This window comes from Staphylococcus sp. GDY8P120P (assembly GCF_017892065.1).
In the GTDB taxonomy this organism is placed as follows: domain Bacteria; phylum Bacillota; class Bacilli; order Staphylococcales; family Staphylococcaceae; genus Staphylococcus; species Staphylococcus nepalensis.
In genome coordinates this window covers 52428-76561 of sequence record NZ_JAESKI010000022.1, presented here as the reverse complement: position 1 = coordinate 76561, position 24134 = coordinate 52428, and the positions used below count along the sequence as shown (strand labels likewise).

Here is a 24134-nt window from a genome sequence, read left to right as displayed (position 1 = left end):
ACGTCGTTATGTAACTTATATATAAATAAAAAATCCCTTTGCATTCGAATTATCTCGAAGCAAGGGGATTTTATTTTTAACCATGAACAAATACAAAATATAATATAAACAATATCATCAAACCGTACATAATGGGATGTACTTCTTTATGTCTTTTAGAAATTAACATTGTAATAGGATAAAAAATGAAACCACATGCAATACCTGTAGCGATTGAATACGACAACGGCATCATGATAATCGTAATAAACGCGGGCACCGCAACTTCAAATTTTTTCCAATCAATTTCTGCAAAGTTAGCCGCCATTAAAACCCCTACTACAACTAATGCTGGCGTAGTAACTGCGCTTGTTACTACTTCCATAAGCGGACTGAAGAATATCGCTAACAAAAAACAGAAGCCTGTAACTACACTGGCAAATCCTGTTCGCGCACCAACAGCTACACCAGAACTAGACTCTATATAGGATGTTGTCGTAGTTGTACCAAAAATTGCGCCCACAATCGTGGCTAATGAATCAGAGAAAAGCGCACGTCCGGCTCTTGGTAATTTATTATCTTTCATGATACCTGCTTGTGTAGCTACGGCAACAAGTGTCCCCGCAGTATCAAAGAAATCTATAAACAAGAAAGTTAAAATAACGATTAAAAATTGAACCGTAAATAGTTGCGCTGGATCTTTAAATGCTTCAAATGCAGCACCAAAGGTTGGTTCAATACTTGGTATCTTACCTACGATTCCACTCGGCGTATGTATTAAGCCAGTTAACATACCTGAGATAGAAGTGATAACCATACCTATAAATATGGCACCTGGAACTCTTACTGCGTAAAGTATCACTGTAACCACGATACCAAATATTGTTAGCAATACTGGACCATCTGTAATATTTCCTAGTGTTACTAATGTAGAATCATTATTAACAATAATTCCTGAACTTTGTAATCCTACAAATGTAATGAAGAGCCCTATACCTGCAGATACTGCCATTTTCATTTGAAAAGGTATTGCATTAATAATTGTTTCCCTAAGACCTGTCATAGTTAGAAATGCGAAAACGACACCAGAAAATAGTACGCCTGTTAATCCAATTTCCCATGGTATACCCATAGTTAATACAACAGTAAAAGCGAAGAATGCATTTAATCCCATACCTGGCGCTAAACCTATAGGATATCTAGCTATTAGTCCCATAAATAGCGAACCAACAAATGCTGCTAGCGCAGTGGCAACAAAAATGGCGCCTTGGTCCATCTTCATGCTTTCGGATACCCCGTCTACACCTGCTAAACTAAGTACTTGAGGGTTAACAGCTAAAATATATGCCATTGATAAGAAAGTTGTTAAACCACCAAGTATTTCTTTTTTATAATTAGTCTCATGTTTATCAAACTTGAAATACTTTTTCACAGTAAGTTCTCCTTTTTTTAAAATACCTACATATTCTAATACCAAACTTACTAATTTACAATAGTAAACACGAACTTTGATATATTTTTATATCTTTTTGTTCGATAAAACTAAAATTTAAGTCCTTTTAATGCGTCTTGGAATGGATTATTTTCTATACCTTCATCATTATTCATATATTTTTTTAGATCTTTTTTATTTACTTTATCAGACTTTTTATTTTTATGGCGTTTATCCATTTGTGCCTGTGTTTCAGTATGGCCACATACACAACGATAAACTGCTTCTTTACCTTTACCAAATAACATCATTTTTTTATGACAATTAGGACAACGTGCGTTCGTTTTTCTTTGGACATTTTTCTTAGTCTTACATTTAGGGTCCTGACAAACAAGCATTTGTCCATTTTTTGTTTTAACTTTAATCATAAATTTTCCACACGTTGGACATTCAGTTGTTGTTAGGTTATCGTGTTTATAATTTTGCTTACTTTCTTTAATTTCATTAACGACTTCATGCGTAAAAGACTTCATCTCAGATATAAATTGATTTGCATTATATTTTCCTTGTTCAATTAATGAAAGTTTTTCTTCCCATTCTGCTGTTAATAATGGGGAAGTTAATTTTTGTGGCGCTAATTCTAAAATTTGCTTACCTTTGGAAGTAACTTTTATTTTTCCATCACGTGATTCAATCGCATTCATATTAAATAGCTTATCGATGATATCTGCTCTAGTCGCAACTGTGCCAATACCGCCTGTTTCTTTCAATGTTTCATTGTGCTTTTTATTATTCAATTTAAAGAATTTTTGTGGGCTTTCCATCGCTTTTAATAAAGTTCCTTCATTAAAGTACGATGGAGGTGTTGTTTCTTGTTGTTCGATTTTGTATTGTGTAATTTTTAATTTGGAGCCTTCCGATAATTGCTCAACTTGATTATTAACCGCTTCCTTATTTTCATAAATCGCTTTGAAACCTAATTTTGTTGTAATTTTATCTTTTAATACAAATTGATAGTTTCCTATTAATAAATTAATAGCTACAGCTTCATATTCATGAGGAGGCATAAGATTTTCTAAAAATCTTTGAGCAATCATCATATATATTTTTGATTCACGTTGCGTTAACTGTTGCATATCAGGACGCACTTCTGTTGGTATAATTGCATGATGGTCTGATACTTTTTGGTTATTTATAAATTTTTGATTTTTTGAAAATGATTGTGCTATTTGTAATTTTGCAATTTCCTTTAAAGAAGTACCCATAATTGCTTGAACGCGATCTTTAAGTGTGTTTACCATGTCATCAGTTAAATAATTCGAATCTGTACGTGGATACGTTACAAGTTTATGTCTTTCATACAAAGCTTGTAAGACATTCAATGTTTCTTTTGGCCCGAAGTGATAACGTTTATAAGCCTCCTGTTGTAAATCTGTTAGATTAAATAGTTTAGGCGCGTATGATTTCTTATGCGTTTTATTTATTTTTTCCACTAACGCTGGTTTGTTGTTTATTTCATTTTTAATGTTTTCAAACACAGTTTTATCAGTTGCTGATTGTGGATTCACACTTTGGAATGTAAGGCCATCAGCAATAACTTTCATTGTAAAATACATCTGTGGTGCGAAATGATTAATTTCGTTTTGTCTCATTTGAACAAGTTGTATTGTCGGCGTTTGAACTCTTCCAAGTGATAGTTGAGCATCATATTTCGTAGTTAATGCACGTGTTGCATTAATTCCAACAATCCAATCTGCTTCGCTTCGAGCTAACGCTGCATAATATAAATTATTAAATTTGCGTCCATCTTGTAACTTTGAAAAACCATTTTTAATAGCTTTATTCGTTACTGAGCTGATCCATAACCTTTGAATAGGTTTTTTATTATGGGCTTTATCCAATATTAATCGAGCAACCAGTTCGCCTTCTCTCCCAGCATCTGTTGCTATAATAATGTCTTTTACACTTTTATTATTGATTAAAGATTGTACTATAGAAAATTGTTTTTTTGTCTTGCTAATGACAACCGTCTTCATATGTTTAGGTATAATCGGCAGGTCATCCAGCTTCCATTCTTTATAATTATTATCGTATTGTTCTGGCGTCGCATTTGTGACTAAATGTCCTAGCGCCCAAGTCACGATATATTTACTATTTTCGAAATAGCCATTACGTTTTTCATTTATATTTAGTGCTTTGGCAATGTCTCTGCCTACTGAAGGTTTTTCAGCAATAATAAGTGATTTCATAATTTCGTCCTTTCAAATTCAATATAATATTTATTGTAACATGTATATAGCACATCAAAACTTCCATTTACATGAAAAAGTTCTTATAATTAACTTAATAGTTCATCATATGGAGGGAATGATATGAAAACAACAAATCCGAAAGATGTCGATCAAATTCTAGAATTTCTAAATAGTGCTAACTACCAATTTGCTTCTTATTTATATAAACTACCTCAAATGCACAATGATATTAGAACTGTTATTTCAGACGCTATAAAAGATCCAGGTGTATTTGCAAGTGTCAATGAGCAAAACCAAATAACGATGTTAATCTTAGCACTAAAATATGAGCATAATAAATATAAAGTGATTGGGCCTTTCTTAGCTGAAAATATAAAACCATCTATTGAAGATATGAATCATCTTTTTGAAAGTTTGGCAAAGAGCAAACCTGATTTTGCAAATTTCAATTTCTCTTTCGAAGAAAACGAACAAGACTATTTACCATTCATGAAATCTTTAGGTGCGTCTTATAACTTTACTGACTATCATCTCATTACTACGAAAGATATGGGCGAAGTCAATAACACCCAAAATATTATTGAATATCAACCTGCTTTTTACCGTTATTTTAGTAAACTTCACAATGAAACGTTTAAACATGATGTCATGACTGCTGATGAAATCGTCGAATCATTGGATGACTGTCATCGCTTATTTATATTTATGTCAGAGGGATTGCTTAAAGGTTATCTATTCCTTGAAATCTATGAAAATAATCATATTGCTGAAATTAAGTATTTTTCTTCTCATTCTGATTATAGATTAATGGGTATCGCTTTTGATTTACTTTCATATTCATTACATTTTGCATTTACATCTTATAATATCAACAAAATTTATTTTAAAATTCGTAGCAAAAATTCAACTTTAGTTGAGCGGTTCAACGAACTAGGTTTCAATATTAATTATGAATATAAAAAATTCAAATATGTAGCTGCATATATTTAATTGTAAGCGTTTTATAAGTTTCTTGTTTAAATTATCTATTCATATTAATTTTATAAATAAAAAGGCTGCACTATAATCTAATATTTTTACTATCCGATAACTTTACTTTAGAATATGTATCTAGGGCGATCAAAAATGATTGTTTTATATAGAAGGAAAGTAAAATTAAATAGAGAGTGAGTGAAGCTTAATTATGGATTTATTAATTGCCCTACTCCCTGCGTTGTTTTGGGGGAGTGTTGTTTTAATTAATGTGCTCGTTGGTGGAGGCCCTTACAACCAAATTAGAGGTACTACTTTCGGTGCGCTTATTATTGGTATTTTACTCTTACTTACTGGCAATACAAAATTCGATGACCCCATCGTTATTATTGTAGGTTTAATTTCTGGTGCTTTTTGGGCATTAGGACAAGGATATCAATTAAAATCAGTGAGTTTAATTGGTGTATCTAAAACCATGCCAATTTCTACAGGTTTGCAACTTGTCGGCACAACTTTATTTAGTGCCATTTTCTTAGGTGAGTGGAGTACTGGAACTCAAGTTGCGCTCGGCTTAGTAGCAATGGTTTTACTTGTTGGCGGTATTGCGCTTACATCTATTAAAGGAAAAAATGAAGCATCAGAGAATACCAAAAACTTTGGTAAAGCGATTCCTATTTTATTAATTTCTACAGTAGGCTATGTCGTCTATGTGGTAGTTGCTCAAATATTTGGTGTAGATGGCATGAATGCCCTCTTCTTCCAATCTATAGGTATGGCAATTGGCGGATTAATTTTATCTGCTAAACATGAAACTTCAATAAAAAGTACAGTTTGGAATTTAATCCCAGGTGTAATTTGGGGAATAGGTAACTTGTTTATGTTCTATTCACAACCTAAAGTAGGCGTAGCAACTAGCTTTTCATTTTCACAATTATTAGTAATCGTCTCTACACTTGGAGGAATATTCTTATTAGGTGAAAGAAAAGACAAACGTCAAATGATTGGCATATGGACAGGTATAGTACTAATCGTTATAGCTGCCTTTGTCTTAGGTAATATTAAAGGTTAATATAGAAGCGTTACAACAAAGCATTATCAATCAATATACTTTATTATATGATCTAAACTTTTAAAGTATGCCGAATAACAAGGAGGAATTTTAAATGTTTAAAGATTTAGAAGGTAAAGTCGTTGTTATTACTGGGTCTGGCAGTGGTATAGGAAAAGCAATGGCAGAACAATTTGGTGAAGAAAAAGCCAATGTCATATTAAACTATCGTTCTGAACGTCATATGGATGCTATCGAGTCCTCAATTAAATTCATAGAGGACGCTGGTGGTAAAGCTATTAAAGTTCAAGCAGATATCTCAAAAGAAGATGATGTTAATCATCTTGTCCAATCTGCCGTTAAACATTTTGGTACACTTGACATTATGATTAATAACGCTGGGTTCGAAAAACCTATACCAACTCACGAGATGCCTTTAGAAGAATGGCAAAAAGTGATTGATGTCAACCTAACTGGTGCTTTTTTAGGTTCAAAAGCTGCAGTTAATCAATTTCTTAAAGAAGATAAACAAGGTATTATTATTAATACATCAAGCGTTCACGACAAAATTCCTTGGCCAAACTATGTCAATTATGCCGCGAGTAAAGGCGGGTTAAAATTAATGATGGAAACAATGTCTATGGAATACGCGCAATACGGCATTCGCATTAATAATATCTCACCAGGCGCAATTGTAACTGAACATACAAGAGAAAAATTCTCAGATTCTAAAACACGCGAAGAAACCTTAGAAATGATTCCAGCTAAAGCAATCGGCGAAGCTGATGAAGTAGCTAACGTTGCAAGATTCCTCGCATCTGATTTAGCAAGCTATATTCACGGAACTACCATTTATGTGGATGGCGGAATGACAAACTATCCAGCATTTATGGGAGGTAAAGGTTAACATACCTCCTCGTCTATAACAAACCAACTTATTTAGATTGGCTCAAAAAATAGACAAATCTTACGCAAACATTTGATTTGCGCTAGGTTTGTCTATTTTTGTTTGTATAACATTAATGTGAGGTTGATGAATAGATTTATTAAGTTGTTAAATGATGTAATTTATCTAAAAACGACATCCTAAATATGAGCAGTAGTTACATTAATTTTGTCCCAATGATCGCTTATCTCATCGACTTTATTCCAAAAATTTTTTAAAATAGCAATATTTTCACTAAAATCATAGCATTTGTTAATTACTTTACTATATTTATGCAACCTATAAACTCGCTTGCTATATAATTTCATATATTTTATTGCTTTCATTTTAAATGCAGCAGTAATTGGATACGATGCCTGCAAATACACTAACCGAAAACGACGAGCTATAGCAATGCCTACGGAAAGTATGCATAAAAAACTGCCAACAAAGTCGGAAACTTTGTCGACAGTTAGAACTAACCTATCCAGATTAGTTTAGAAATATTATCTATTTTAATGATTTATACAAATAAAGCTTGATAGATATACAAAATAATAATACTAATTACAATCGTCAAGTTACTGACCATACCTACCAATGGCAACGTCTTATATTTAAACTGAATAGAATAAGGTATGATAGCTACACCAATCGGTAATAACCAAGCAACTTGTAATGTTGTTTTAATCATTTGGTCGTCTACTGGTAACAAGAAATAAACTAATAATCCCGCTAATATGCCTAAGCCATAATGCAAGCCTAAATATTTTAAAGCAATAGGTAAAAAGCGATTATCAATACTGAAGTTTAGCATTAAACCAAGTAAAATCATAGATAATGGCATATTAGCACCTGATAAAACAGAGAAGAAGTTAATTACAGGTTCTGGGAAATGAATATTAAGCATATTTAAAATAAACATGATGATATATGTCATTAAAGGAACAGATTTAAGCAAATTTTTACCTAAATACTTGAAATCAAAATTATCGCCAGCACTGCTGAAGTAACTCCCAACAAAATAAGTTACCCCAAACATAATAATAGCACCACCGATATCAGCCATGCCGAAATATATCATACCTGTTTTAGGCCAAATAGCCTCTACAAGAGGATAAGCAAATAAACCAATATTGAGTGATGCCGTCATCATCCCAACAGTGCCACGTATATGATTATCGTATTTTAAGAAAAACCAAATCACAATGACTTTTGCAATAACACCGTATAGTATCATCATAATAGGCAATATAGAAAGCGATAAATCTAAGCTTGCCCCATTTAAATTGACGATTACTAAAGAAGGTAACGTGACATTTAAGACTAAGGTTGAAAAGACTTGACTATCATTAGCTTTAAAGTATTTTATGCGTTTAAGTGTATAGCCTAAGGCAATAAGTAAAATAATAATAATAAATTGTTGGGTCACATAAATCCTTCTTTCATTCAATCATATCATTTTCATTCTATTTTCATACTTTAACATAAGTTACATCTATTTTAGAAGCTTTCGAATCCATGTTATAATTCTAACTATATACTGAAAGCCTATACAAGATAGTGAAGGAGGTAATTAAATGGATTTAAATGATAAGCTAGCAGAACTAAAACATGATTACGTTCGATTACAAGGTGATCTTGAAAAAAGAGAATCCGTTAGTCAATCTGTAGATCCTTTAATTCGACAACTTGAACAAATAGAACAAGAAATGGCAGAAGTACGTTCAGAAATTAGACAAAAAGAAAATAAATAACATCCTAGTAAATAAATATTTTACATGCTAAGATTAAGGACGAACATAGAAAGGATGTAATATATGCAACTGTATCTTATATTTTTGCCCGTGTTATATTTAATCGTAAGCTACATAAGTATATTTAAGATGAACACAATTATTACACGTATTTTACGTATCATTATGGCTTTACTTTTGTTATTCGTTGTAGCTATTACAACATTATCATTCCCCGCTGTAAATTGGTGGGTATTTATCGTGCTATTACTTATCGTAGGTAATGTGGAAATTACAGGCTTTAAAAATAGTAAGAACGACCAGAAAGCTGTACAAATTTTAAATATAATGAGTATTGTTTTATTTGTAATCTATGTCATTTTGACGTTAGTTTTATATTAAAAACACCCATTTTAATGCTGATGTAGCTAAGCTATTTCAGCATTTTTTATTAAATTAAAAGACGGGCGTACGGTATCTACAACTTGATACGGTACGCCCGATTCATATTTTATTAGTTCAATAATTATAATGCATTTCTATGTTGTCCTGCATCAGTTATTTTGATTTATTTTCTTTTTTTAATATTTTGGCTTTTAAAGTAAACAATATTTCATAAATAACTGGCACAACAATTAATGTCAGTAATGTCGAAGATATTAAACCGCCTACAACTGTTGCAGCCATACCTTTGGAAATAATAATAGAACTATCTTCACCAAATAACATTGGTGTTAATGCACCAATCGTTGCTAATGCAGTCATCAGGATTGGTCTGATACGCGTGCCCCCTGCTTCTAATAGCGCTGCTTTCATTTCCATGCCTTGTTGTTGCTTATTGATTACTCTATCGATTAACACAATTGCATTTGTTACCACGATACCAATCAACATTAGCATACCAATCATACTTGGTACAGAAACTGTTTCACCAGTTACAATTAGTGCAACAACAACGCCGATAACTGTATAAGGTAATGAGAATAATATTGTAAATGGTGCCAATGCGCCTTTAAACGTCAACACTAATACTAAATAAACAATAATAATTGCTGCGAGCATTGCCATAGTTAGTTGCGTTACTGCATTATTAATATCTTCATTAGCGCCCCCTACATTAATATCTACATTATCAGGTTTCTCTATTTCATTGACTTTTGAAAGTATTTTTTGAGATGTACCACCAACATCATCACTTGTTACTTTACCGGAAACTTTTGAAGTATAGTCCCCTGCTTTTGTTTCTATCTTGTTCGGTGTGCTTGTCTTCTCTAATTCAGCTATATCACTTAATTCAATTGATTGACCTGTTGGTGTCTGAAGCTCAGTGTTGTTAAGTTTTGCTTCTGTCCAGTCAGTCTCTTTATCTTCTTTAATCTTTACGTCAATCTCTTTACCGCTTTCTTTAACTGTGGTTACACTTTGTTCTGGTGTGTTTTGGTTTAATGTCATAGCTAATTGTGACGCAGATAAACCATAATTTGAAGCTTTATTCTGATCTACTTTGATATTATATTGTTCGTATGTTTTTGTTAAATCAGATTTTACATTTGCCATCCCCTCAATATCTTTCATATCATTCTCAACTTTATTAACCGTATCTTTTATTGCGTCAAGTGATGGTCCTGTTACGGATACTTCTAATTCATTATTTGTGCCGCCACCACTCATATCTTGGTTCGCCCAATCCCCGGGATGCTGATATGTCTCGATATGATTCAAGACTTTATCAGGTTCTTCATCGAAATTAGGGGTGTTAGATTCATATTCCACCATAATCGCCATACTGTTTGAACTACCTGTCGGATCTGTTGGTGTTGCTCCACCAACAGAATATTGTACTGTTTTCACTTTATCTTTATTATTCAAATATTTTTGTACTTGTTCAGCATGTTCTAAGACACCTGCTTCTGTTTCACCTGGCTCTGGTGTATACGTTAATGCCATAAATTTATCTTCACCAGTTGAGATAAAGCTAGTTCCTAGTTTCGCAGCACCTAAGCCCACACTAGCTATTAAAACAACAGTACTTATAAGCATTACTATCCATTTATGCGCGAGTGACCAACGTAATATCTTTTTATAGCCCCTACCTACTATGCCTAAAGATGTTTCTTTTTTCCGTTTTATACCTTTTTTAAAAAATGTAGCACTCAAGGAAGGTACAATCGTAATTGAAACAAGTAACGACGCTAATAAACTAAACGCAATTGCAAGTGCAAATGGCCTAAACATTTCACCTACTGAACCAGTTACAAATGCTAACGGTAGAAATACGATAATCGTAACAATAGTAGAAGACATGATTGGTTTGAAAACTTCTTTTGTTGCACTGATGATTAGCTTATCACCCGTTAATGCCTCTTTTTTGTCTGATAAACGTCTATATATGTTTTCAACTACAACGATTGAATCGTCGATAACACGTCCGATTGCAACTGTCAGCGCACCAAGTGTTAAAATGTTTAATGAAACATTGGCTAATTTCAGCGCAACCATCGCAATAAGTATAGACATAGGTATGGAAACGACTGAAATCGCCGTAGTTCTAATGTTTCTTAAGAATAATAAGATGACAATAATAGCTACAATCGTACCGAGTGCTGCTTTTTCAATCATTGTATACAGTGAATCTTCTATTGGTTTGGCCGTATCCATCACTTTTGTAGCTTTTATATCTTTATTTTCTTTTGTGAATTCATCTATGGCTTTTTTAGTATCATTTGCTACTTGAACAGTGTTTGCATCTTGGGCTTTTGTCACTTGTACATTAATTGCGTCTTTGCCATTTGTTTTAGAAATAGACTCACGTTCCTCACCTACTGAAACACTTGCAATGTCCTGAAGTTTAACTGAAGGTACACTACTATCATTAGCCGCTTCATCCGAATTATTATCAGACGATGGTGTATCAGCTGCTTGTGACGAAAGTTGCGCCTCACCATTTTGAGTTGACTCTCCATCACTTTGTCCTTGGCTACTCATACTTGATGCTGATAATGGGATTTCCAAATTTTGCAACGCTTCTACTGAAGTGAATTGTCCATCGATTACTACCGATTTCTCAGTTTTACCAAATTGGAATAATCCTAACGGGGTTTCACTAGTAGCACTTTTTAAAAATTGTTCCACACTTTCTACAGTCAAACCACTCTGTTGTAATTTATCTTGGTCAAATTTTATTGAAACTTCTCGTGATGTTTGCCCGTTCAATTGTGCATTTTGTACGCCATCAATTGTCTGTAATTTAGGCAATAGTTGGTTATTAACTTTGCTTGTTGTATCTTTAAGATTATTATCATCTGTGGTAAATGAATAGGCTACAATTGGAAAAGCATTCATGGAACTTCTCGTTAACTCTGGTTCTTCAACTTCATCACTGAAGTTAATTTTATCCAATTCCTTTTTTAAATCATTTTCAGCTTTATCCATATTCGTTCCATTTTCATATTCAACAGATACCATAGAAGCATTTTGAATGGATTGAGCATTAACATTTTTTACATTTGCCATGGATCTTATTTGGTCGTCAATCTTATCACTTATATCATCTTTGATCGTTTCAGGCGTAGCTCCTGCCATTGTCGTTTGTACAGTAATTACTGGTGGTTCTACGTCAGGTAATAGTTCAAGTTTCATTTTAGCACTTGAATATACGCCACCTAATATAACCAGTATGACCATAAGGAAGATAGCAAACTTATTTCCCAGTGAAAACTGTAAAAGTTTTTTGATCATATTTTCTTTCTCCTCTACATTATAATTCAGCTTATGTCAGTATATTGTTTTATTATTCAATCATTTGTTTGTATCACTTTAACTTTTAAAATATATGTATACTTTAAAACCCATAAAAAATGCACGTTATAAAGTTTAACTTTCATATTAATACCTTATAACGTGTCTATCTTTATAACATACTCTTCTTAATATTAATTACGTTTTAATTTACGTGAAAGTTTGATTTTCGCTTTCGTCAATTTAGGTTTAAGGTTTTCAATCACTTGGTATAACGGTTTATTTAAAACATAATCAAATTCCCCAATTTTTTCACTTAAATAAGTGCCCCACACTTTCTTAAATGTCCATAGTCCATAGTGGTCTGAATCTTTATCTGGATTATTATCTGTGCCACCAAAATCATATGTAGTCGCGCCATGTTCTCTGGCATATTGCATCATCGCAAATTGCATATGATGGTTTGGTAAGAAATCACGATAATCATTTGAGGAAGCACCGTAAAGATAATATGACTTGTTTCCTGCAAACATAAGTAACGCCCCAGATAAATAGATGCCTTCTGGATGCTTGTCTTCTAGCGCTTCCATTTCATCAATTAGTTCTTGTGTCTTTTTCATTTTATTTTCGGCGTCATTTATTTTATTTAATGTTTTTTTATCTTGCTTTTTCTCAGTTAATTTCACTTTTTCTTCTTCTAATTGTGCTAAATCTTGGCGTAAATCTTTAAGTACTGGTTTAGGTTCTAACTTCACTAAAAATAATTCTGCATCGCCATCAGGATGAAGTGCATCATAAATATTTTGAAAATAACTAACATCTCTTGTTAAAAAGCCATCTCTTTCACCAGTAATTTTCATTAATTCAGCAAATGTTTTTAAACCTTCTCTATCAGAACGCTCTACTTTGGTGCCGCGTTTTAAAGCTAATCTCACTTTTGAGCGATTTCTTCTTTCAAAACTTTGAATTAAGTCATCGTCATTTTTATCAATAGGTGTTACCATTGTCATTCTTGGTTGAATATAGTCTTTAGAGAGGCCTGCTTTAAATCCTTTATGTTTAAATCCTAATTCTCTTAAATGTCTCAGTGCGTCAGCACCTTTATCCACTTCTACATCTGGGTCTATTTTAATTGTATAAGCTTTTTCTTCTTTAGCTATTTGTACTGCATATTGTAATAATGTTTCTAACGCAAGCTTATTACTATAATCAGTTACAAATCCTCTTGAAATATAACATAGTGTGTATGGCAATTTAGGTATTTTTTTAAATAATAACTGGGCTACGCCTAAAATTTCGCCATTTTCACCGACTGCAATACGTTTCGAGTACCAGCCAGTTAATTTTTTTGTTTCTGCCCATTGTGTTAATTGTAACAAATCTCCTTGTGAGTGTGATTTGACAAACGCATCATGAACCTGATTTGTGATATTCATCTTTTCCATAAAACTGATATCTCCTTTTACCATTACATACTTTGTTATTATACATTGCTTCACGCATTCTTTCACATCATTTCCTATTCTTTGATATAATAATGTAAATAAAGAAATGAGGTGATTATTATGCGTATCATCATATTAGGACTACTTTTCCTAGTCAATTTAATTTTTGTAATTCAAGCGTTTGGTACATCTTTTAGTATTTCATACCTAAGTTTGAGGATTATATTAGCTGCTTTTACATTTTTATTATCTGTTTATTTATTACTTTTATCTGGTAAAAACAAATTGGCAACTTCCTTAACTATTTTAACACTAATGGTTTCTTTGATACATGTTATTGTTATTGCGCATAGTATATATATCTATATTTATTAATCTGCTTCAACTTTATACTTTAGCCCTCTAATAATCAATGTGTAGGGAGAGGCTGTTTTATTGTCTTTTAATATCACTGCTTTGTAACCAGAATATGCCCCATCATATATTCGATAGACAACATCATCATTTTTTAATTTTAATGTTGTCTCGGTTTCTGAATGACTTACGACTTCCATTCCAAACCATTGTTTCCACTTTTCAGCGGTGTGATTCCTTTCGGTACTGTTTATTTCAATACCTTTTATAGTAAAAGCTTCTTGTCGTAATGGCGCTATCTTTGTTTCTCTCTCTTTTACGCTTTCATCCCATTGGATAAAAAAGGGCGGCTTCACCCTATAATCAGGATCAGCAATATATAATAACTTCCATGTAGTCTTTTCACCTTTGGTATTTTCTCTATCCATCTCTAAGGGGCCGACAACCTCTATATTTTGGGCCTCTAAATTTTCTTTCAATTTAGATATATCCTGTGTTTGAAAGGCTATTGTTTTTAGACCTTGTTGATAATGGTCTTGAACGATTTTCGAAGGAAAAGACACACGTCCTTCTTCACTCTTAATTATTTTTTGTAATGTTTCCGGTTTATAAACGTCTAATAATTCAATATATGCGTTATTTAAATAAGCCAAACGATTATACGTGCCTAATCTATCGTGCTTTCCACCTTGATGTAATGTAAATATGCGGCCTGGGAATTTGAAATTATCTAACTGTTGTACATAATGAACAATATGATCTAATTTTAAATCTTTCATGACTTATCCCCCTATTTCTTCTTTAGCTTTATCTTAACAAATTGTACACGTGTTTACTTCTTATAACTCATTACCTCAATTTAAAATATTACATTTTCCTATCTTTCTATACGAAAACGTTTTCTTTAAAATACGTATTGATTTTTCTCCATAAATAGATTAAAATATAATTTGTTCAAAATTAAGTTAGCTAAGCTAACTATTTCGGAGGCACTCATTCATGGAAAATAAATTTGTATTTGATAATATTATCGCCATTTATAGACCTTATACCAAACTTTTTCAACCTATTTTTGAAGAATTTGAACTCTATCCAGCACAATGGCTGGTATTAAAAGACATTTGTTACAATGCGCCAACCACTCTAGTACAAATTTCAAAACGACGCTCAATTGAAAAACCAACAGCTAGAAAAATTTTAAAAGTACTTTCTGAAAAATCCTTATTAACTGTTGAATCAGGCACAGACAAACGAGAAAAATGGCTCTCACTTTCTCAAGAAGGACAATCACTGTATAACAATATCAGTACTCGTGTAGATAAATTGCAAGACAAAATTATTAAAAACACAGGCTTGTCAACGTCAGAACTTGAACATATTACCAAATCATTACAATCTATTCATGAACAAATTTTAGCAATGGAGGAATTTTAAAATGAACCAAACAGCATCGACGAAGTCACCTATTTGGACAAAGAGTTTTAACATTAATTTTATTACAAACTTTTTAGTTTATTTATGTATGTATTTACTTATTGTTATTATTGCAAGTTATACGAAATCAGAATACCATGCATCAGATAGTATGGCTGGGCTTGTATCTGGTTTATTCATTATTGGATCATTAATAGGCCGCTTTATTACAGGTAAATATGTTAATAAAATCGGTCCTAAGCGCATTTTAATCATCGGTTTAATCTTATTAATTATCACTCAATTATTCTACTTTATCGAAGGCGCTTTAGCAGTGCTTATGTTTACAAGATTAGTTAATGGTATAGCTACTGGCGTTACGACAACTGCTACTGGAACAATCGCGGCATATACCACGCCACCAGAAAGAAAAAGTGAAGGGATTAGCCTATTCTCATTAAGTTTAGTTATTGGAGCTGCAATAGGCCCATTCTTCGGTCTTCTACTTATCAATACATTTCCTATTCAATTATTATTTTTACTATGCTTATTATGTGGTATCGTAAGTTTTATTATTTCATTCTTTATTAAATTGAATATCGATTTAACAAGTGAAGTTGCTATGCCCCAAAATGCTAAGAATAAGAAATTTGATATCAATCATTATATTGCAAAAGAAGCGCTGCCAGTTGCTATTATTATGCTACTTGCAGGATTATCTTATTCATCTATACTGACATTTTTACAATTCTTTGCTCAAGAAATTAATTTAGTTACAATTTCTAGTTATTTCTTTATTTTCTATGCTATTGCTTCTTTAGTTACACGACCAGTAGCTGGAAGAATGATGGACGATAAAAATGAAAATGTTGTAGCTTATCCAGCATTCATCTTTTTAATCCTTACATTCCTAACATTAAGTATCACAAATAATAGTTGGTTACTTATACTTGCAGGATTATTCTTGGGGGCAGGCTACGGGAACATTTCATCATGTATGCAAGCAATCGCAATCAAAGTATCTCCACCAGCAAAATATGGTATTGCGACATCAACTTATTTTATCGGTTTAGACTTGGGTCTTGGATTTGGCCCGTATGTATTAGGTTTCGTAACTTCTGCTGTATCATTCGCACAGCTATACGCTATTATGGCAATTTTAGTATTGATTACAGGTGTTATTTATTACTTTGTGCACGGTAAAAAAGTAAAACACACTAGTGCATTTTAATATTTGATATAAACGATAAATTACAAAGAGTTCACAGTGTACTTAAATGATATTTTATATATAAATACCCCCTCAAATTTTTCATTTTTCAATGGTTACTTCGAGGGGGTATTCTTATCGGTAGTTTTTATGACCACAAAACGTATGTCATGCTTGAGTTTGCATTCATCATATTCTACGGTTTCAAAAAAACATACAACCAACATTTTATATTGCTTTATAAATAAATCATTTTAAATATCAAAATGCAAATGCCTTTATAGCACTTGGTTAGTCTCAATTAAATGTAGATGGTAAGCCTTTGACTTTTAATTTGCCTGTTAAGCAACTTTTATATTTTCTATTTCCTTAATAATATCATCAATTTGCTTCGCTTGTGCTTCTGTATAATAGTAAAATACTTGCCTTTCATCGGTTTCTGAACGTACCTTTGAAATCAATTCTTTTTTATAAATTTTTCTTATAATAACGTCTATTTTACTCGTGTCCCATAACATTTCAAAATGTAGCGTGTCTCTCAATTCTTTTCCACTAATTTTATTTGCTTCATATACTTTAAATAACACCACAAATTCTTCAATAGACAAACGATGCACTGACTTTAACCAATGCTTCAATTGGCTTAAAGCTCTTTCAGATGTAATATAATATGCTGCTTTACTTTCCATAAATATGGCCTCCTCATGGTTTATTCTCATTGTTAGTATTGGCTTTATATAATGAATAAGCTTTTTAAATATTATATAACACTTTCTTCATTAAATCTATTATTTTTAAAGAAACAGATAAATAAATTTTACTATTGGAAAATATTTATATAGTTACATATGATTATAGTAATCATTTTCTATTGTTCGTTATCTTTAATCATTAAAAAATTACTTATGTATAATACATTATCTTGCAAATCTATCATTCCTCACTTTTGAACTTATTTTACATAAAACATGATTTAAAATGATAATAAAAAAAGAGCAGGGAAAAATCAACATTCAAAATTTGATTTCTCTCCTACTCCTATTAAGCTCATAATTAGAATTAATAGCTTCACACATCTTTGTAAAAGACACACTCATCTACCTTGGTTTTAACGCTTTGTATGAATATTTTTATTAACTATTATTATCAAAAACTGGTTGTTTCCATTCGATAACTAGATGTGCTTTGATTGTTATTAGCCACCAATATAATTCATATTTATTTTTTTACGTTTTCTATTGGCCACAGTTTGTGCCGTACGCTCATCTGAATATCTATCATCTCTAATGTTCCATAGCGCTTTAAACTGTTCAAACAGTGCGTCATCTGACACTCCAGAACGCATAAACGATTTTACATTAAATCCATCTACCGTACTAAAAAGGCAACCATAAAACTTACCATCAGATGATAACCTTGCACGTGTACATGTAGAACAGAAAGATTCAGATACACTTGTAATAAGCCCAAATTTAGCGCCATTATCTTTATGACGATAGTATTTTGCAACTTCGCCAAAATACTTAGGCTCAACAGGTTCAATATCAAATGCGGACTCAATCATATTTAACATTTCATCTTTTGTAACTACTTTACTAAAGTCCCAACCATTATCATTTCCGACATCCATAAATTCAATAAAACGTATTTCAATATCTTTATCTTTAAAATATTGTATCATAGGCAAAATTTGGTCGTCGTTCACGCCTTTTTGAACAACAACATTCACTTTCACATGAAATCCTATTGAAACAGCATAATCTATTTGTTGCAAAATCGTAGAAGCCTTAATATTTCGGTTGTTTATAGCTTGGAATACTTTATCGTCAATCGCATCTAGACTTACATTAATACGTCGTAAACCTGCATCATATAAATTTTGACCATGTTTTTTTAATAACAAACCATTTGTGGTTAAACCTATATCTTCTATACCTTCCAATTGATTTAACTCATATATTAATTTATATAAATCTCTTCTTAATAAAGGTTCTCCACCTGTAATCCGTATTTTTTTAACACCTAATCGTGTATAAACTTTAGCGATACGCACCATTTCATCAAACGTGAGTAATTCGTCTTTAGGTAAGAAAACAAAATCATCACCGAAAATTTCTTTCGGCATGCAATAATCACAGCGGAAATTGCAACGATCTGTAACTGACAATCTTAAATCTCGAATTGGACGGCCAAGTTTATCAGTTATTTGTTCTACCATAATATAAGCCCCCTTAGCTATTCATAATGTCATGGTGTAAATCTTCTAAATCTTGTTGATAATTTATATTTTTGTACCAATAATTAGATGAATCTATTTCATGTACATCTAACCAATCACTTTTAACTTTAGAATAGACATTTTTAAGGCTATAATCACCTGAATCCAAAGCTGTTTCTATAGTAGGCAGTGTCTGTGGACTATAAAATGCCATCGTAGGGATTGGCATACCCTTTTCTTGGAAACCGGCAATATTGAGTTGATCTTCAATCAAATGTTCAATCATAAATTGATACAATTTACTTATTGCTTTTTGTGTAATCATGGGTGTATCTACAGATATTACAAAGAAAAGTGTTTCATCTGTATGTTGTCGCATCACTGAATAAATACCAGCCATTGGACCTTTATCTTTGTTTTCAGCATCATCAATAGCAATATTAGGATAATCAAATTGTGGTGCTAATGTTTCATTGGTGCTTATAATAATTTCATTGAACAAGTTTGTTCCTTCTAACACTTCTATAATTCGCTTATAAAACATCTGCGAATTAATTTGTGCAAAAGCTTTTGGTTTACCGAATCTCTCTGATTGTCCTCCGGCAAGTATAATCGCTTTCATTTTCTTATTAACCTCCACTAACTGGTGGTATCAACGCGATAGTGTCATTAGGCTGTACTATGTCATCGCCTTTGACAAATTCCTCATTGACCGCTACTTGAAATTGTTTATCACTGACACCAGGATAACGTTTAAATAAATCTGTCAAAAACTCATCTACAGTAATATCATAACTCAAATCAATATCTTCTGATGTTTTTGCTAAAATCTCTTTTATTTCTGCAAAATACAACACTTTCATATCTTATCCCCTCCCATTGCATCCTCATGGTAACCACGTTGGTGACCTTGCCATTCAGCGCCATCTTCCCAAATTTCTTTTTTCCAAATCGGCACTACTTCTTTAATTCTTTCAATTGCATATTCATTTGCTTGATAGGCGTCTTTACGATGTGGGGAAGAAACACTTATCAGGACTGCAATATCTGATATTGCTAACGGTCCAATCCTGTGGACTATAGCAGTTTGTGTACCAGGCCATTTTCGTGAAATCTCATCACCTATTTGAGCCAATTTTTTTTCAGCCATAGGGATATAAGCTTCATATTCTAGATACTCGGTCTTAACTCCTTTAGTCCATTCTCGTACATGCCCAGTAAAAATAACCACTGCGCCTTGATGTTCATTGAGTACATATTGACGATATTGCTCTGTTTGTATAGGCACGTTTGTGACTTCAAATTGCTTCATTTAATCCATTCCTTTTACGTTAACAAAAGATAATAACCACTGCTCAAATTTTTGCATCGCTAATGGCTGTTCTATATTAATGTCGTACTTAATATTTGATAATTCACTTAAGTATTTATAATCAATATCATCACGATATACAACTACTTTACTGTATTTTGCTTCTTTAAAACCTTCTACTATAACGATATCATTATCTATTGTAACAGATTTGGCTATAATTTCATCAAGTCTTTGATTTTCGTAACGCGTCACAGTTTGCTGAAAATGATGCCCCTGTACAATACTTTGATCTGCGCCAGCGTTAAAATGTCTCATATGATCAACTGTATTTGTTTGCAATGCAATATCAGAATGCCCTTTGTCCTTGCCACCGTGATGTTTTATGGTTGCCACACGCATACCATGAGATTTTAATATTTCAACCGCATAAGTCATGAGTGTTGTTTTCCCTGAATTTTTATAACCTACAATTTGCAAGATCATAATGTACTATCCAATTCATAAGCTTGAGATTCAGTTAAAATCACATTCACAGTATGCCCTTTTTGGTAGCCTCTTGTACCACTTGGCAACATAATCATCGCGTTACTGTGGGCAATAGCTACAACCGCACCAGATTTGTTGAATCCTGAAGGTCTGACGGTCATTTCTTTACCGTTAAAAGTAACTGTTGCTCGAATAAATCTCGTGAATGGGTTGGGTTTTTTAAAGTCTTCCATGAGTGTCGCTTGGACGATTTGCGGATAAATAGCTTTAGCACCCATCATATGTTGTATTGCAGGTTTAACGTATAATTCAAAACCAGTGAAACAAGCAGAAGGATTGCCAGATAAACCAAATAAATATTTACCATTAGCAACTGCTACTGTCGTTACACTTCCCGGTCTCATTGCAATCTTATTAAACAATACTTCAGCATTGATAGCTTCATAAATCTGTGGCAAATAATCAAAGTCTCCTACAGAAACACCTCCAGTTGTAACCACAATGTCATGATTAGCCAATGCTTGAGTTACAACTTCGATACTACTGTTTAAATCATCTTGCTGAATTTTATAAGTGTTAACCTTTAATTCATGTTTTTTTGCCAATGCTGTTATCATTGGTCCATTGGAATTTCGAATTTTTCCAGGTTCTAACGCATCACTGACATCTAACAATTCACTACCGGTCGCAATAATGGCGACGCTAGGTTTTTCATAAACTGTGACTTGTGTATAACCATATGTCGCTAAAACAGCTATAGCGCCTGGATTAATCTGTTGTCCTTTTTCTAACACTACATCTCCGACTTGTGTTTCTTCACCTTTTAATGAAACATTCTCATTTACGTTAAACGATTTCCTTATTGAAAACTCCTGATTACCTTCTATCGTTTGCTCAAGCATCACAATTGCGTCAGCGCCTTTAGGTATTTCTGCACCTGTCATAATACGCACTGCTTCAAACTCACCAACTTTTTTATTTGAAACCGAACCTGCGCCTATGTGATCAATAACTTGGAATGTAATCCGATTATCACCACTTGCGCCTTCTGTATCAATACTTCTTAACGCAAAACCATCGTACGGCGATTTATGAAATCTTGGTATCTCATGTGTAGCTACAATATCTTCAGCTAAAATGTGATTTAAGCTGTCCTCTAAAGCTAATGTTTTTACATCCATAAAAATAGCTTGATTAACCACACGTTTAATGGCTTCACTCACTGGAATTGGATTTCTTTTCTCAACAGACATCACAATCTACTCCTTATAATTTATAATTTCGTGATATACTAGAACTCGATTAGGAGGGATATTTTGACTGAATTCACACATATTAATGAACAAGGTAATGCAAAAATGGTAGACGTTTCTGATAAAAATATAACAAAACGTTCTGCTATTGCGCACTCAAGCATTACTGTAAATTCAGATATTTATCAACAAATCGTTGATCATACGAACCAAAAAGGCAATGTACTCAACACCGCTCAAATCGCTGGTATTATGGCGGCTAAAAATACTTCAGATATTATACCGATGTGTCATCCACTACCTCTAACTGGCATTGATGTCACTTTTGACTGGCAAGCAAACAAACAAACTTACACACTCAATATCCAGGCTACCGTGTCTACTACTGGAAAGACTGGTGTGGAAATGGAAGCACTTACGGCAGCTTCAGCTGTGGCGCTTACTGTATATGATATGACAAAAGCTTTAGATAAAGGAATGGTCATCGGCGAAACTTATCTTCTTTCTAAAACTGGTGGCAAATCAGGTGATTATAAAAGATAATCATTAGCATCTCATATTATATAAAAATAGCATTCGAGACATCAAAGATAACTTCATCTCAAATATAGTACGGCCACTAGAAGATGACAGAAACAAAAGCAAGCTTATATTAAACACTTTCTCTAGTCATGGTTTTATGATTGCCGGGGCGAGACAATGAAAGCATTTTATAATGATGCTCCATGTCCCGCCCTATTTTATTTAGTAATTTCTTGTACTAAATGGTTTAATTCTGGTTTGATTAGTTTGTTTAAAGCTAATTTTACGGCACCAGTAGAGCCAGGTATACTAAAAATTAATTTGTCATTCACAGTGCCTGCAATCGCACGAGACAACAAGGCACGCGTACCTACATCTTCGGTGTAGCTAAGGTATCTAAACAATTCTCCGAAACCTTCTATTTCTTTTGTGATCAAACTTGAGACCGCTTCAATCGTAACATCTCGTTGTGCGATACCAGTACCACCTGTAGTGATCACAACATCAATATCTTCTAATAACCAACGCTCTATTTGTTGGATGATAGCTGTTTGTTCATCTTCCACAATTTTATAATGCGCTTTTGAAATAGTAACGTTTAAAGAAGATAGTAGCTCTATAACTAATCTACCACCTTTATCTGTTTCATAATCTCTTGTATCAGAAACCGTTAACACAGCGCATTTAATATCTCTATCTAGCTTTACATTAGTATGCATAATGCCTCACCTCTACCCAAATAATTGATTAATTAAGTTAATAGCTTGTTGTGGTTTGGTCATACCGTGAATCAACATTCTACCACCTTTAAAGCTAACAATTCTGTGCTTTTTATATTCAAAATGTAACATATATGGATTACGTTTATAAGGTATAGCTTGGTGTATTAAAAACGTTTCCAACATTTCCTGGGAAATATCTGAATTCTCATACTGTACTGTATCTCTCCCACATAAACTTGCAAACTGTCTTTCAGTCGCATTGAGGTGTGGGTAGGTAGGCTGGGAGCCACAAGTTGGACATGATGCATTATAAAGTTTACTAAAGCCAAATGTAAAATGCGTACCTTCCCAAATATCTCCGTACGTCAATTTTGGCGTGGTTGCTTCACCAATCAATATCTTTAGCGCATCTCGTAATTGCAAACTTGTTGTCATAGTAACTGCAGGTTGGATGACCCCGACAGTATCGCAAGTCATATTAATGACTGGTAATTGTGGCATTAGACAATTGAAACAAGGCGTTTTATCAGGTATAAATGTAGATTCTACATAAGTGCTCTGTACCACACCACCATAAATCCAAGGAATAGTCGCTTTATAAGCAAAATCATTAACCAATTGTCTTGTTTCAAAATTATCCGTTGCGTCTAAAATAAGTTGTACATCTTGAGCATATGTTTCTAAAAATAGTCTATCTACATGTTCAATATATGGATTTAACTTCAAATCTTGACGTATCGCCATTAAATTACGCTCGGCAGCAATTACTTTAGGTAAGCGCTCTTGTGCATCCATTTCTGTAAACATTGTTTGTCGTTGCAAATTACTATATTCAATATAGTCTCTATCTACTATCGTTAACTCACCTACACCAGCTCTCGCTAAACCTTCAGCAAGATGTGTACCTAGAGCACCCATCCCCACAATTAATACATGCGCATTCATAATTTTTTCTTGCCCATTAGAACCTATATGTTTAAATAACATCTGTCTTGAATAACGTGCTTCATTCACGATGACATCCCTCACTTTGCGTCGTTATTTCTATTATAAATCTTGGATTACTTTGTAACAACGGTTTGAGTGCATTATTCGAAAAACGAGCGTATTCCCT

24 protein-coding genes are annotated in these 24134 nt (G+C 33.0%); 9 read left to right on the top strand and 15 right to left on the bottom strand.

Features of this window, described 5'->3' with window-relative positions; translation table 11 throughout:
- Positions 1 to 76 precede the first annotated feature (76 nt).
- On the bottom strand, positions 77 to 1411 hold the full coding sequence (locus KA900_RS12255) for an NCS2 family permease (protein WP_096808679.1): 1335 nt from the start codon (positions 1409 to 1411) through the stop codon (positions 77 to 79).
- A gap of 110 nt (positions 1412 to 1521) precedes the next feature.
- Positions 1522 to 3660: a DNA topoisomerase III gene (locus KA900_RS12250; protein ID WP_207572739.1), complete on the bottom strand. Its 2139-nt coding sequence runs from the start codon at positions 3658 to 3660 to the stop codon at positions 1522 to 1524.
- A 123-nt stretch (positions 3661 to 3783) separates the two neighbouring features.
- Here KA900_RS12250 and KA900_RS12245 point away from each other — a divergent pair, with 123 nt between their 5' ends.
- The 3 genes from KA900_RS12245 (at position 3784) to KA900_RS12235 (ending at position 6590) form a co-directional block, all read left to right on the top strand.
- On the top strand, positions 3784 to 4653 hold the full coding sequence (locus KA900_RS12245) for a GNAT family N-acetyltransferase (RefSeq protein WP_115359560.1): 870 nt from the start codon (positions 3784 to 3786) through the stop codon (positions 4651 to 4653).
- 193 nt (positions 4654 to 4846) lie between these two features.
- Positions 4847 to 5704 carry a RhaT/GlcU family sugar-proton symporter gene (locus KA900_RS12240; RefSeq protein WP_103372525.1) on the top strand — a complete coding sequence of 286 codons (858 nt, stop codon included), beginning with the start codon at positions 4847 to 4849 and terminating at the stop codon, positions 5702 to 5704.
- Positions 5705 to 5798: 94 nt separating this feature from the next.
- Entirely contained in the window at positions 5799 to 6590 is a 792-nt protein-coding gene (locus KA900_RS12235) for a glucose 1-dehydrogenase (protein ID WP_119487683.1), read from the top strand.
- A 541-nt stretch (positions 6591 to 7131) separates the two neighbouring features.
- Here KA900_RS12235 and KA900_RS12230 read toward each other — a convergent pair.
- Entirely contained in the window at positions 7132 to 8040 is a 909-nt protein-coding gene (locus tag KA900_RS12230; RefSeq protein WP_119487684.1) for an AEC family transporter, read from the bottom strand.
- Positions 8041 to 8188: 148 nt separating this feature from the next.
- On the opposite strand from KA900_RS12230, the gene KA900_RS12225 reads away from it, so the two are divergent.
- Entirely contained in the window at positions 8189 to 8365 is a 177-nt protein-coding gene (locus tag KA900_RS12225) for an SE1832 family protein (protein WP_096808672.1), read from the top strand.
- A 63-nt stretch (positions 8366 to 8428) separates the two neighbouring features.
- On the top strand, positions 8429 to 8746 hold the full coding sequence (gene mspA, locus KA900_RS12220) for a membrane stabilizing protein MspA (protein ID WP_096808671.1): 318 nt from the start codon (positions 8429 to 8431) through the stop codon (positions 8744 to 8746).
- A 156-nt stretch (positions 8747 to 8902) separates the two neighbouring features.
- On the opposite strand, the gene KA900_RS12215 is transcribed toward mspA, so the two are convergent.
- Complete coding sequence (locus tag KA900_RS12215; RefSeq protein ID WP_115342002.1) at positions 8903 to 12082, bottom strand: efflux RND transporter permease subunit; 3180 nt, start codon at positions 12080 to 12082, stop codon at positions 8903 to 8905.
- 194 nt (positions 12083 to 12276) lie between these two features.
- The gene (locus KA900_RS12210) at positions 12277 to 13527 is read right to left on the bottom strand and encodes a lipid II:glycine glycyltransferase FemX (RefSeq protein ID WP_207572740.1); all 1251 of its coding nucleotides are present in this window, start codon (positions 13525 to 13527) and stop codon (positions 12277 to 12279) included.
- A gap of 120 nt (positions 13528 to 13647) precedes the next feature.
- Between KA900_RS12210 and KA900_RS12205 the strand changes: the two genes are divergently transcribed.
- Positions 13648 to 13902 carry a hypothetical protein gene (locus tag KA900_RS12205; protein WP_103372519.1) on the top strand — a complete coding sequence of 85 codons (255 nt, stop codon included), beginning with the start codon at positions 13648 to 13650 and terminating at the stop codon, positions 13900 to 13902.
- On the opposite strand, the gene KA900_RS12200 is transcribed toward KA900_RS12205, so the two are convergent.
- The gene (locus tag KA900_RS12200; protein ID WP_210139693.1) at positions 13899 to 14660 is read right to left on the bottom strand and encodes a VOC family protein; all 762 of its coding nucleotides are present in this window, start codon (positions 14658 to 14660) and stop codon (positions 13899 to 13901) included. The two genes, KA900_RS12205 and KA900_RS12200, sit on opposite strands and share 4 nt — an antisense overlap.
- Before the next feature lie 220 nt (positions 14661 to 14880).
- Between KA900_RS12200 and KA900_RS12195 the strand changes: the two genes are divergently transcribed.
- On the top strand, positions 14881 to 15315 hold the full coding sequence (locus KA900_RS12195; RefSeq protein ID WP_210139692.1) for a MarR family winged helix-turn-helix transcriptional regulator: 435 nt from the start codon (positions 14881 to 14883) through the stop codon (positions 15313 to 15315).
- Between the two features lies 1 nt (position 15316).
- A complete protein-coding gene (locus tag KA900_RS12190) occupies positions 15317 to 16525 on the top strand; it encodes an MFS transporter (RefSeq protein WP_210139691.1) in 1209 nt (402 codons plus the stop codon).
- Positions 16526 to 16845: 320 nt separating this feature from the next.
- Here the strand turns inward: KA900_RS12190 and KA900_RS12185 are convergent, their stop codons facing one another.
- The 7 genes from KA900_RS12185 to KA900_RS12155 all read right to left on the bottom strand — a co-directional run bounded on the left by KA900_RS12185 (position 16846) and on the right by KA900_RS12155 (position 21776).
- Positions 16846 to 17193 carry a transcriptional regulator, SarA/Rot family gene (locus KA900_RS12185; RefSeq protein ID WP_096808664.1) on the bottom strand — a complete coding sequence of 116 codons (348 nt, stop codon included), beginning with the start codon at positions 17191 to 17193 and terminating at the stop codon, positions 16846 to 16848.
- Between the two features lie 506 nt (positions 17194 to 17699).
- The gene (gene moaA / locus KA900_RS12180) at positions 17700 to 18722 is read right to left on the bottom strand and encodes a GTP 3',8-cyclase MoaA (RefSeq protein ID WP_096808663.1); all 1023 of its coding nucleotides are present in this window, start codon (positions 18720 to 18722) and stop codon (positions 17700 to 17702) included.
- Between the two features lie 13 nt (positions 18723 to 18735).
- Positions 18736 to 19344, bottom strand: a complete 609-nt coding sequence (mobA, locus tag KA900_RS12175; RefSeq protein ID WP_096808662.1) for a molybdenum cofactor guanylyltransferase MobA — start codon at positions 19342 to 19344, stop codon at positions 18736 to 18738.
- A gap of 7 nt (positions 19345 to 19351) precedes the next feature.
- Complete coding sequence (moaD, locus tag KA900_RS12170; protein ID WP_115342001.1) at positions 19352 to 19585, bottom strand: molybdopterin converting factor subunit 1; 234 nt, start codon at positions 19583 to 19585, stop codon at positions 19352 to 19354.
- Positions 19582 to 20034 (bottom strand): molybdenum cofactor biosynthesis protein MoaE, encoded by a 453-nt coding sequence (locus KA900_RS12165; RefSeq protein ID WP_096808660.1) that lies wholly within the window; start codon positions 20032 to 20034, stop codon positions 19582 to 19584. The genes moaD and KA900_RS12165 overlap by 4 nt, the downstream gene beginning before the upstream one ends.
- Positions 20035 to 20520 carry a molybdopterin-guanine dinucleotide biosynthesis protein B gene (mobB, locus tag KA900_RS12160; protein WP_096823767.1) on the bottom strand — a complete coding sequence of 162 codons (486 nt, stop codon included), beginning with the start codon at positions 20518 to 20520 and terminating at the stop codon, positions 20035 to 20037. It abuts the gene before it with no gap.
- The gene (locus KA900_RS12155; RefSeq protein WP_207572741.1) at positions 20517 to 21776 is read right to left on the bottom strand and encodes a molybdopterin molybdotransferase MoeA; all 1260 of its coding nucleotides are present in this window, start codon (positions 21774 to 21776) and stop codon (positions 20517 to 20519) included. Before KA900_RS12155 ends, mobB begins: the two co-directional genes overlap by 4 nt.
- Positions 21777 to 21839: 63 nt before the next feature.
- On the opposite strand from KA900_RS12155, the gene moaC reads away from it, so the two are divergent.
- Positions 21840 to 22319 (top strand): cyclic pyranopterin monophosphate synthase MoaC, encoded by a 480-nt coding sequence (gene moaC / locus KA900_RS12150; RefSeq protein ID WP_096808657.1) that lies wholly within the window; start codon positions 21840 to 21842, stop codon positions 22317 to 22319.
- 197 nt (positions 22320 to 22516) lie between these two features.
- Here moaC and KA900_RS12145 read toward each other — a convergent pair whose 3' ends face one another.
- Complete coding sequence (locus KA900_RS12145; protein WP_096808656.1) at positions 22517 to 23017, bottom strand: MogA/MoaB family molybdenum cofactor biosynthesis protein; 501 nt, start codon at positions 23015 to 23017, stop codon at positions 22517 to 22519.
- A gap of 12 nt (positions 23018 to 23029) precedes the next feature.
- The gene (locus tag KA900_RS12140; RefSeq protein ID WP_115341999.1) at positions 23030 to 24034 is read right to left on the bottom strand and encodes a ThiF family adenylyltransferase; all 1005 of its coding nucleotides are present in this window, start codon (positions 24032 to 24034) and stop codon (positions 23030 to 23032) included.
- Between the last annotated feature and the right edge of the window lie 100 nt (positions 24035 to 24134).

Bases quoted from the DNA above. Each gene is read 5' to 3' on its own strand.
- KA900_RS12250 (WP_207572739.1), bottom strand. From the start codon at position 3,660: ATGAAATCACTTATTATTGCTGAAAAACCTTCAGTAGGCAGAGACATT.
- KA900_RS12245 (WP_115359560.1), top strand. From the start codon at position 3,784: ATGAAAACAACAAATCCGAAAGATGTCGATCAAATTCTAGAATTTCTA.
- KA900_RS12240 (WP_103372525.1), top strand. From the start codon at position 4,847: ATGGATTTATTAATTGCCCTACTCCCTGCGTTGTTTTGGGGGAGTGTT.
- KA900_RS12235 (WP_119487683.1), top strand. From the start codon at position 5,799: ATGTTTAAAGATTTAGAAGGTAAAGTCGTTGTTATTACTGGGTCTGGC.
- KA900_RS12225 (WP_096808672.1), top strand. From the start codon at position 8,189: ATGGATTTAAATGATAAGCTAGCAGAACTAAAACATGATTACGTTCGA.
- mspA (WP_096808671.1), top strand. From the start codon at position 8,429: ATGCAACTGTATCTTATATTTTTGCCCGTGTTATATTTAATCGTAAGC.
- KA900_RS12215 (WP_115342002.1), bottom strand. From the start codon at position 12,082: ATGATCAAAAAACTTTTACAGTTTTCACTGGGAAATAAGTTTGCTATC.
- KA900_RS12210 (WP_207572740.1), bottom strand. From the start codon at position 13,527: ATGGAAAAGATGAATATCACAAATCAGGTTCATGATGCGTTTGTCAAA.
- KA900_RS12205 (WP_103372519.1), top strand. From the start codon at position 13,648: ATGCGTATCATCATATTAGGACTACTTTTCCTAGTCAATTTAATTTTT.
- KA900_RS12200 (WP_210139693.1), bottom strand. From the start codon at position 14,660: ATGAAAGATTTAAAATTAGATCATATTGTTCATTATGTACAACAGTTA.
- KA900_RS12195 (WP_210139692.1), top strand. From the start codon at position 14,881: ATGGAAAATAAATTTGTATTTGATAATATTATCGCCATTTATAGACCT.
- KA900_RS12190 (WP_210139691.1), top strand. From the start codon at position 15,317: ATGAACCAAACAGCATCGACGAAGTCACCTATTTGGACAAAGAGTTTT.
- KA900_RS12185 (WP_096808664.1), bottom strand. From the start codon at position 17,193: ATGGAAAGTAAAGCAGCATATTATATTACATCTGAAAGAGCTTTAAGC.
- moaA (WP_096808663.1), bottom strand. From the start codon at position 18,722: ATGGTAGAACAAATAACTGATAAACTTGGCCGTCCAATTCGAGATTTA.
- mobA (WP_096808662.1), bottom strand. From the start codon at position 19,344: ATGAAAGCGATTATACTTGCCGGAGGACAATCAGAGAGATTCGGTAAA.
- moaD (WP_115342001.1), bottom strand. From the start codon at position 19,585: ATGAAAGTGTTGTATTTTGCAGAAATAAAAGAGATTTTAGCAAAAACA.
- KA900_RS12165 (WP_096808660.1), bottom strand. From the start codon at position 20,034: ATGAAGCAATTTGAAGTCACAAACGTGCCTATACAAACAGAGCAATAT.
- mobB (WP_096823767.1), bottom strand. From the start codon at position 20,520: ATGATCTTGCAAATTGTAGGTTATAAAAATTCAGGGAAAACAACACTC.
- KA900_RS12155 (WP_207572741.1), bottom strand. From the start codon at position 21,776: ATGTCTGTTGAGAAAAGAAATCCAATTCCAGTGAGTGAAGCCATTAAA.
- KA900_RS12145 (WP_096808656.1), bottom strand. From the start codon at position 23,017: ATGCATACTAATGTAAAGCTAGATAGAGATATTAAATGCGCTGTGTTA.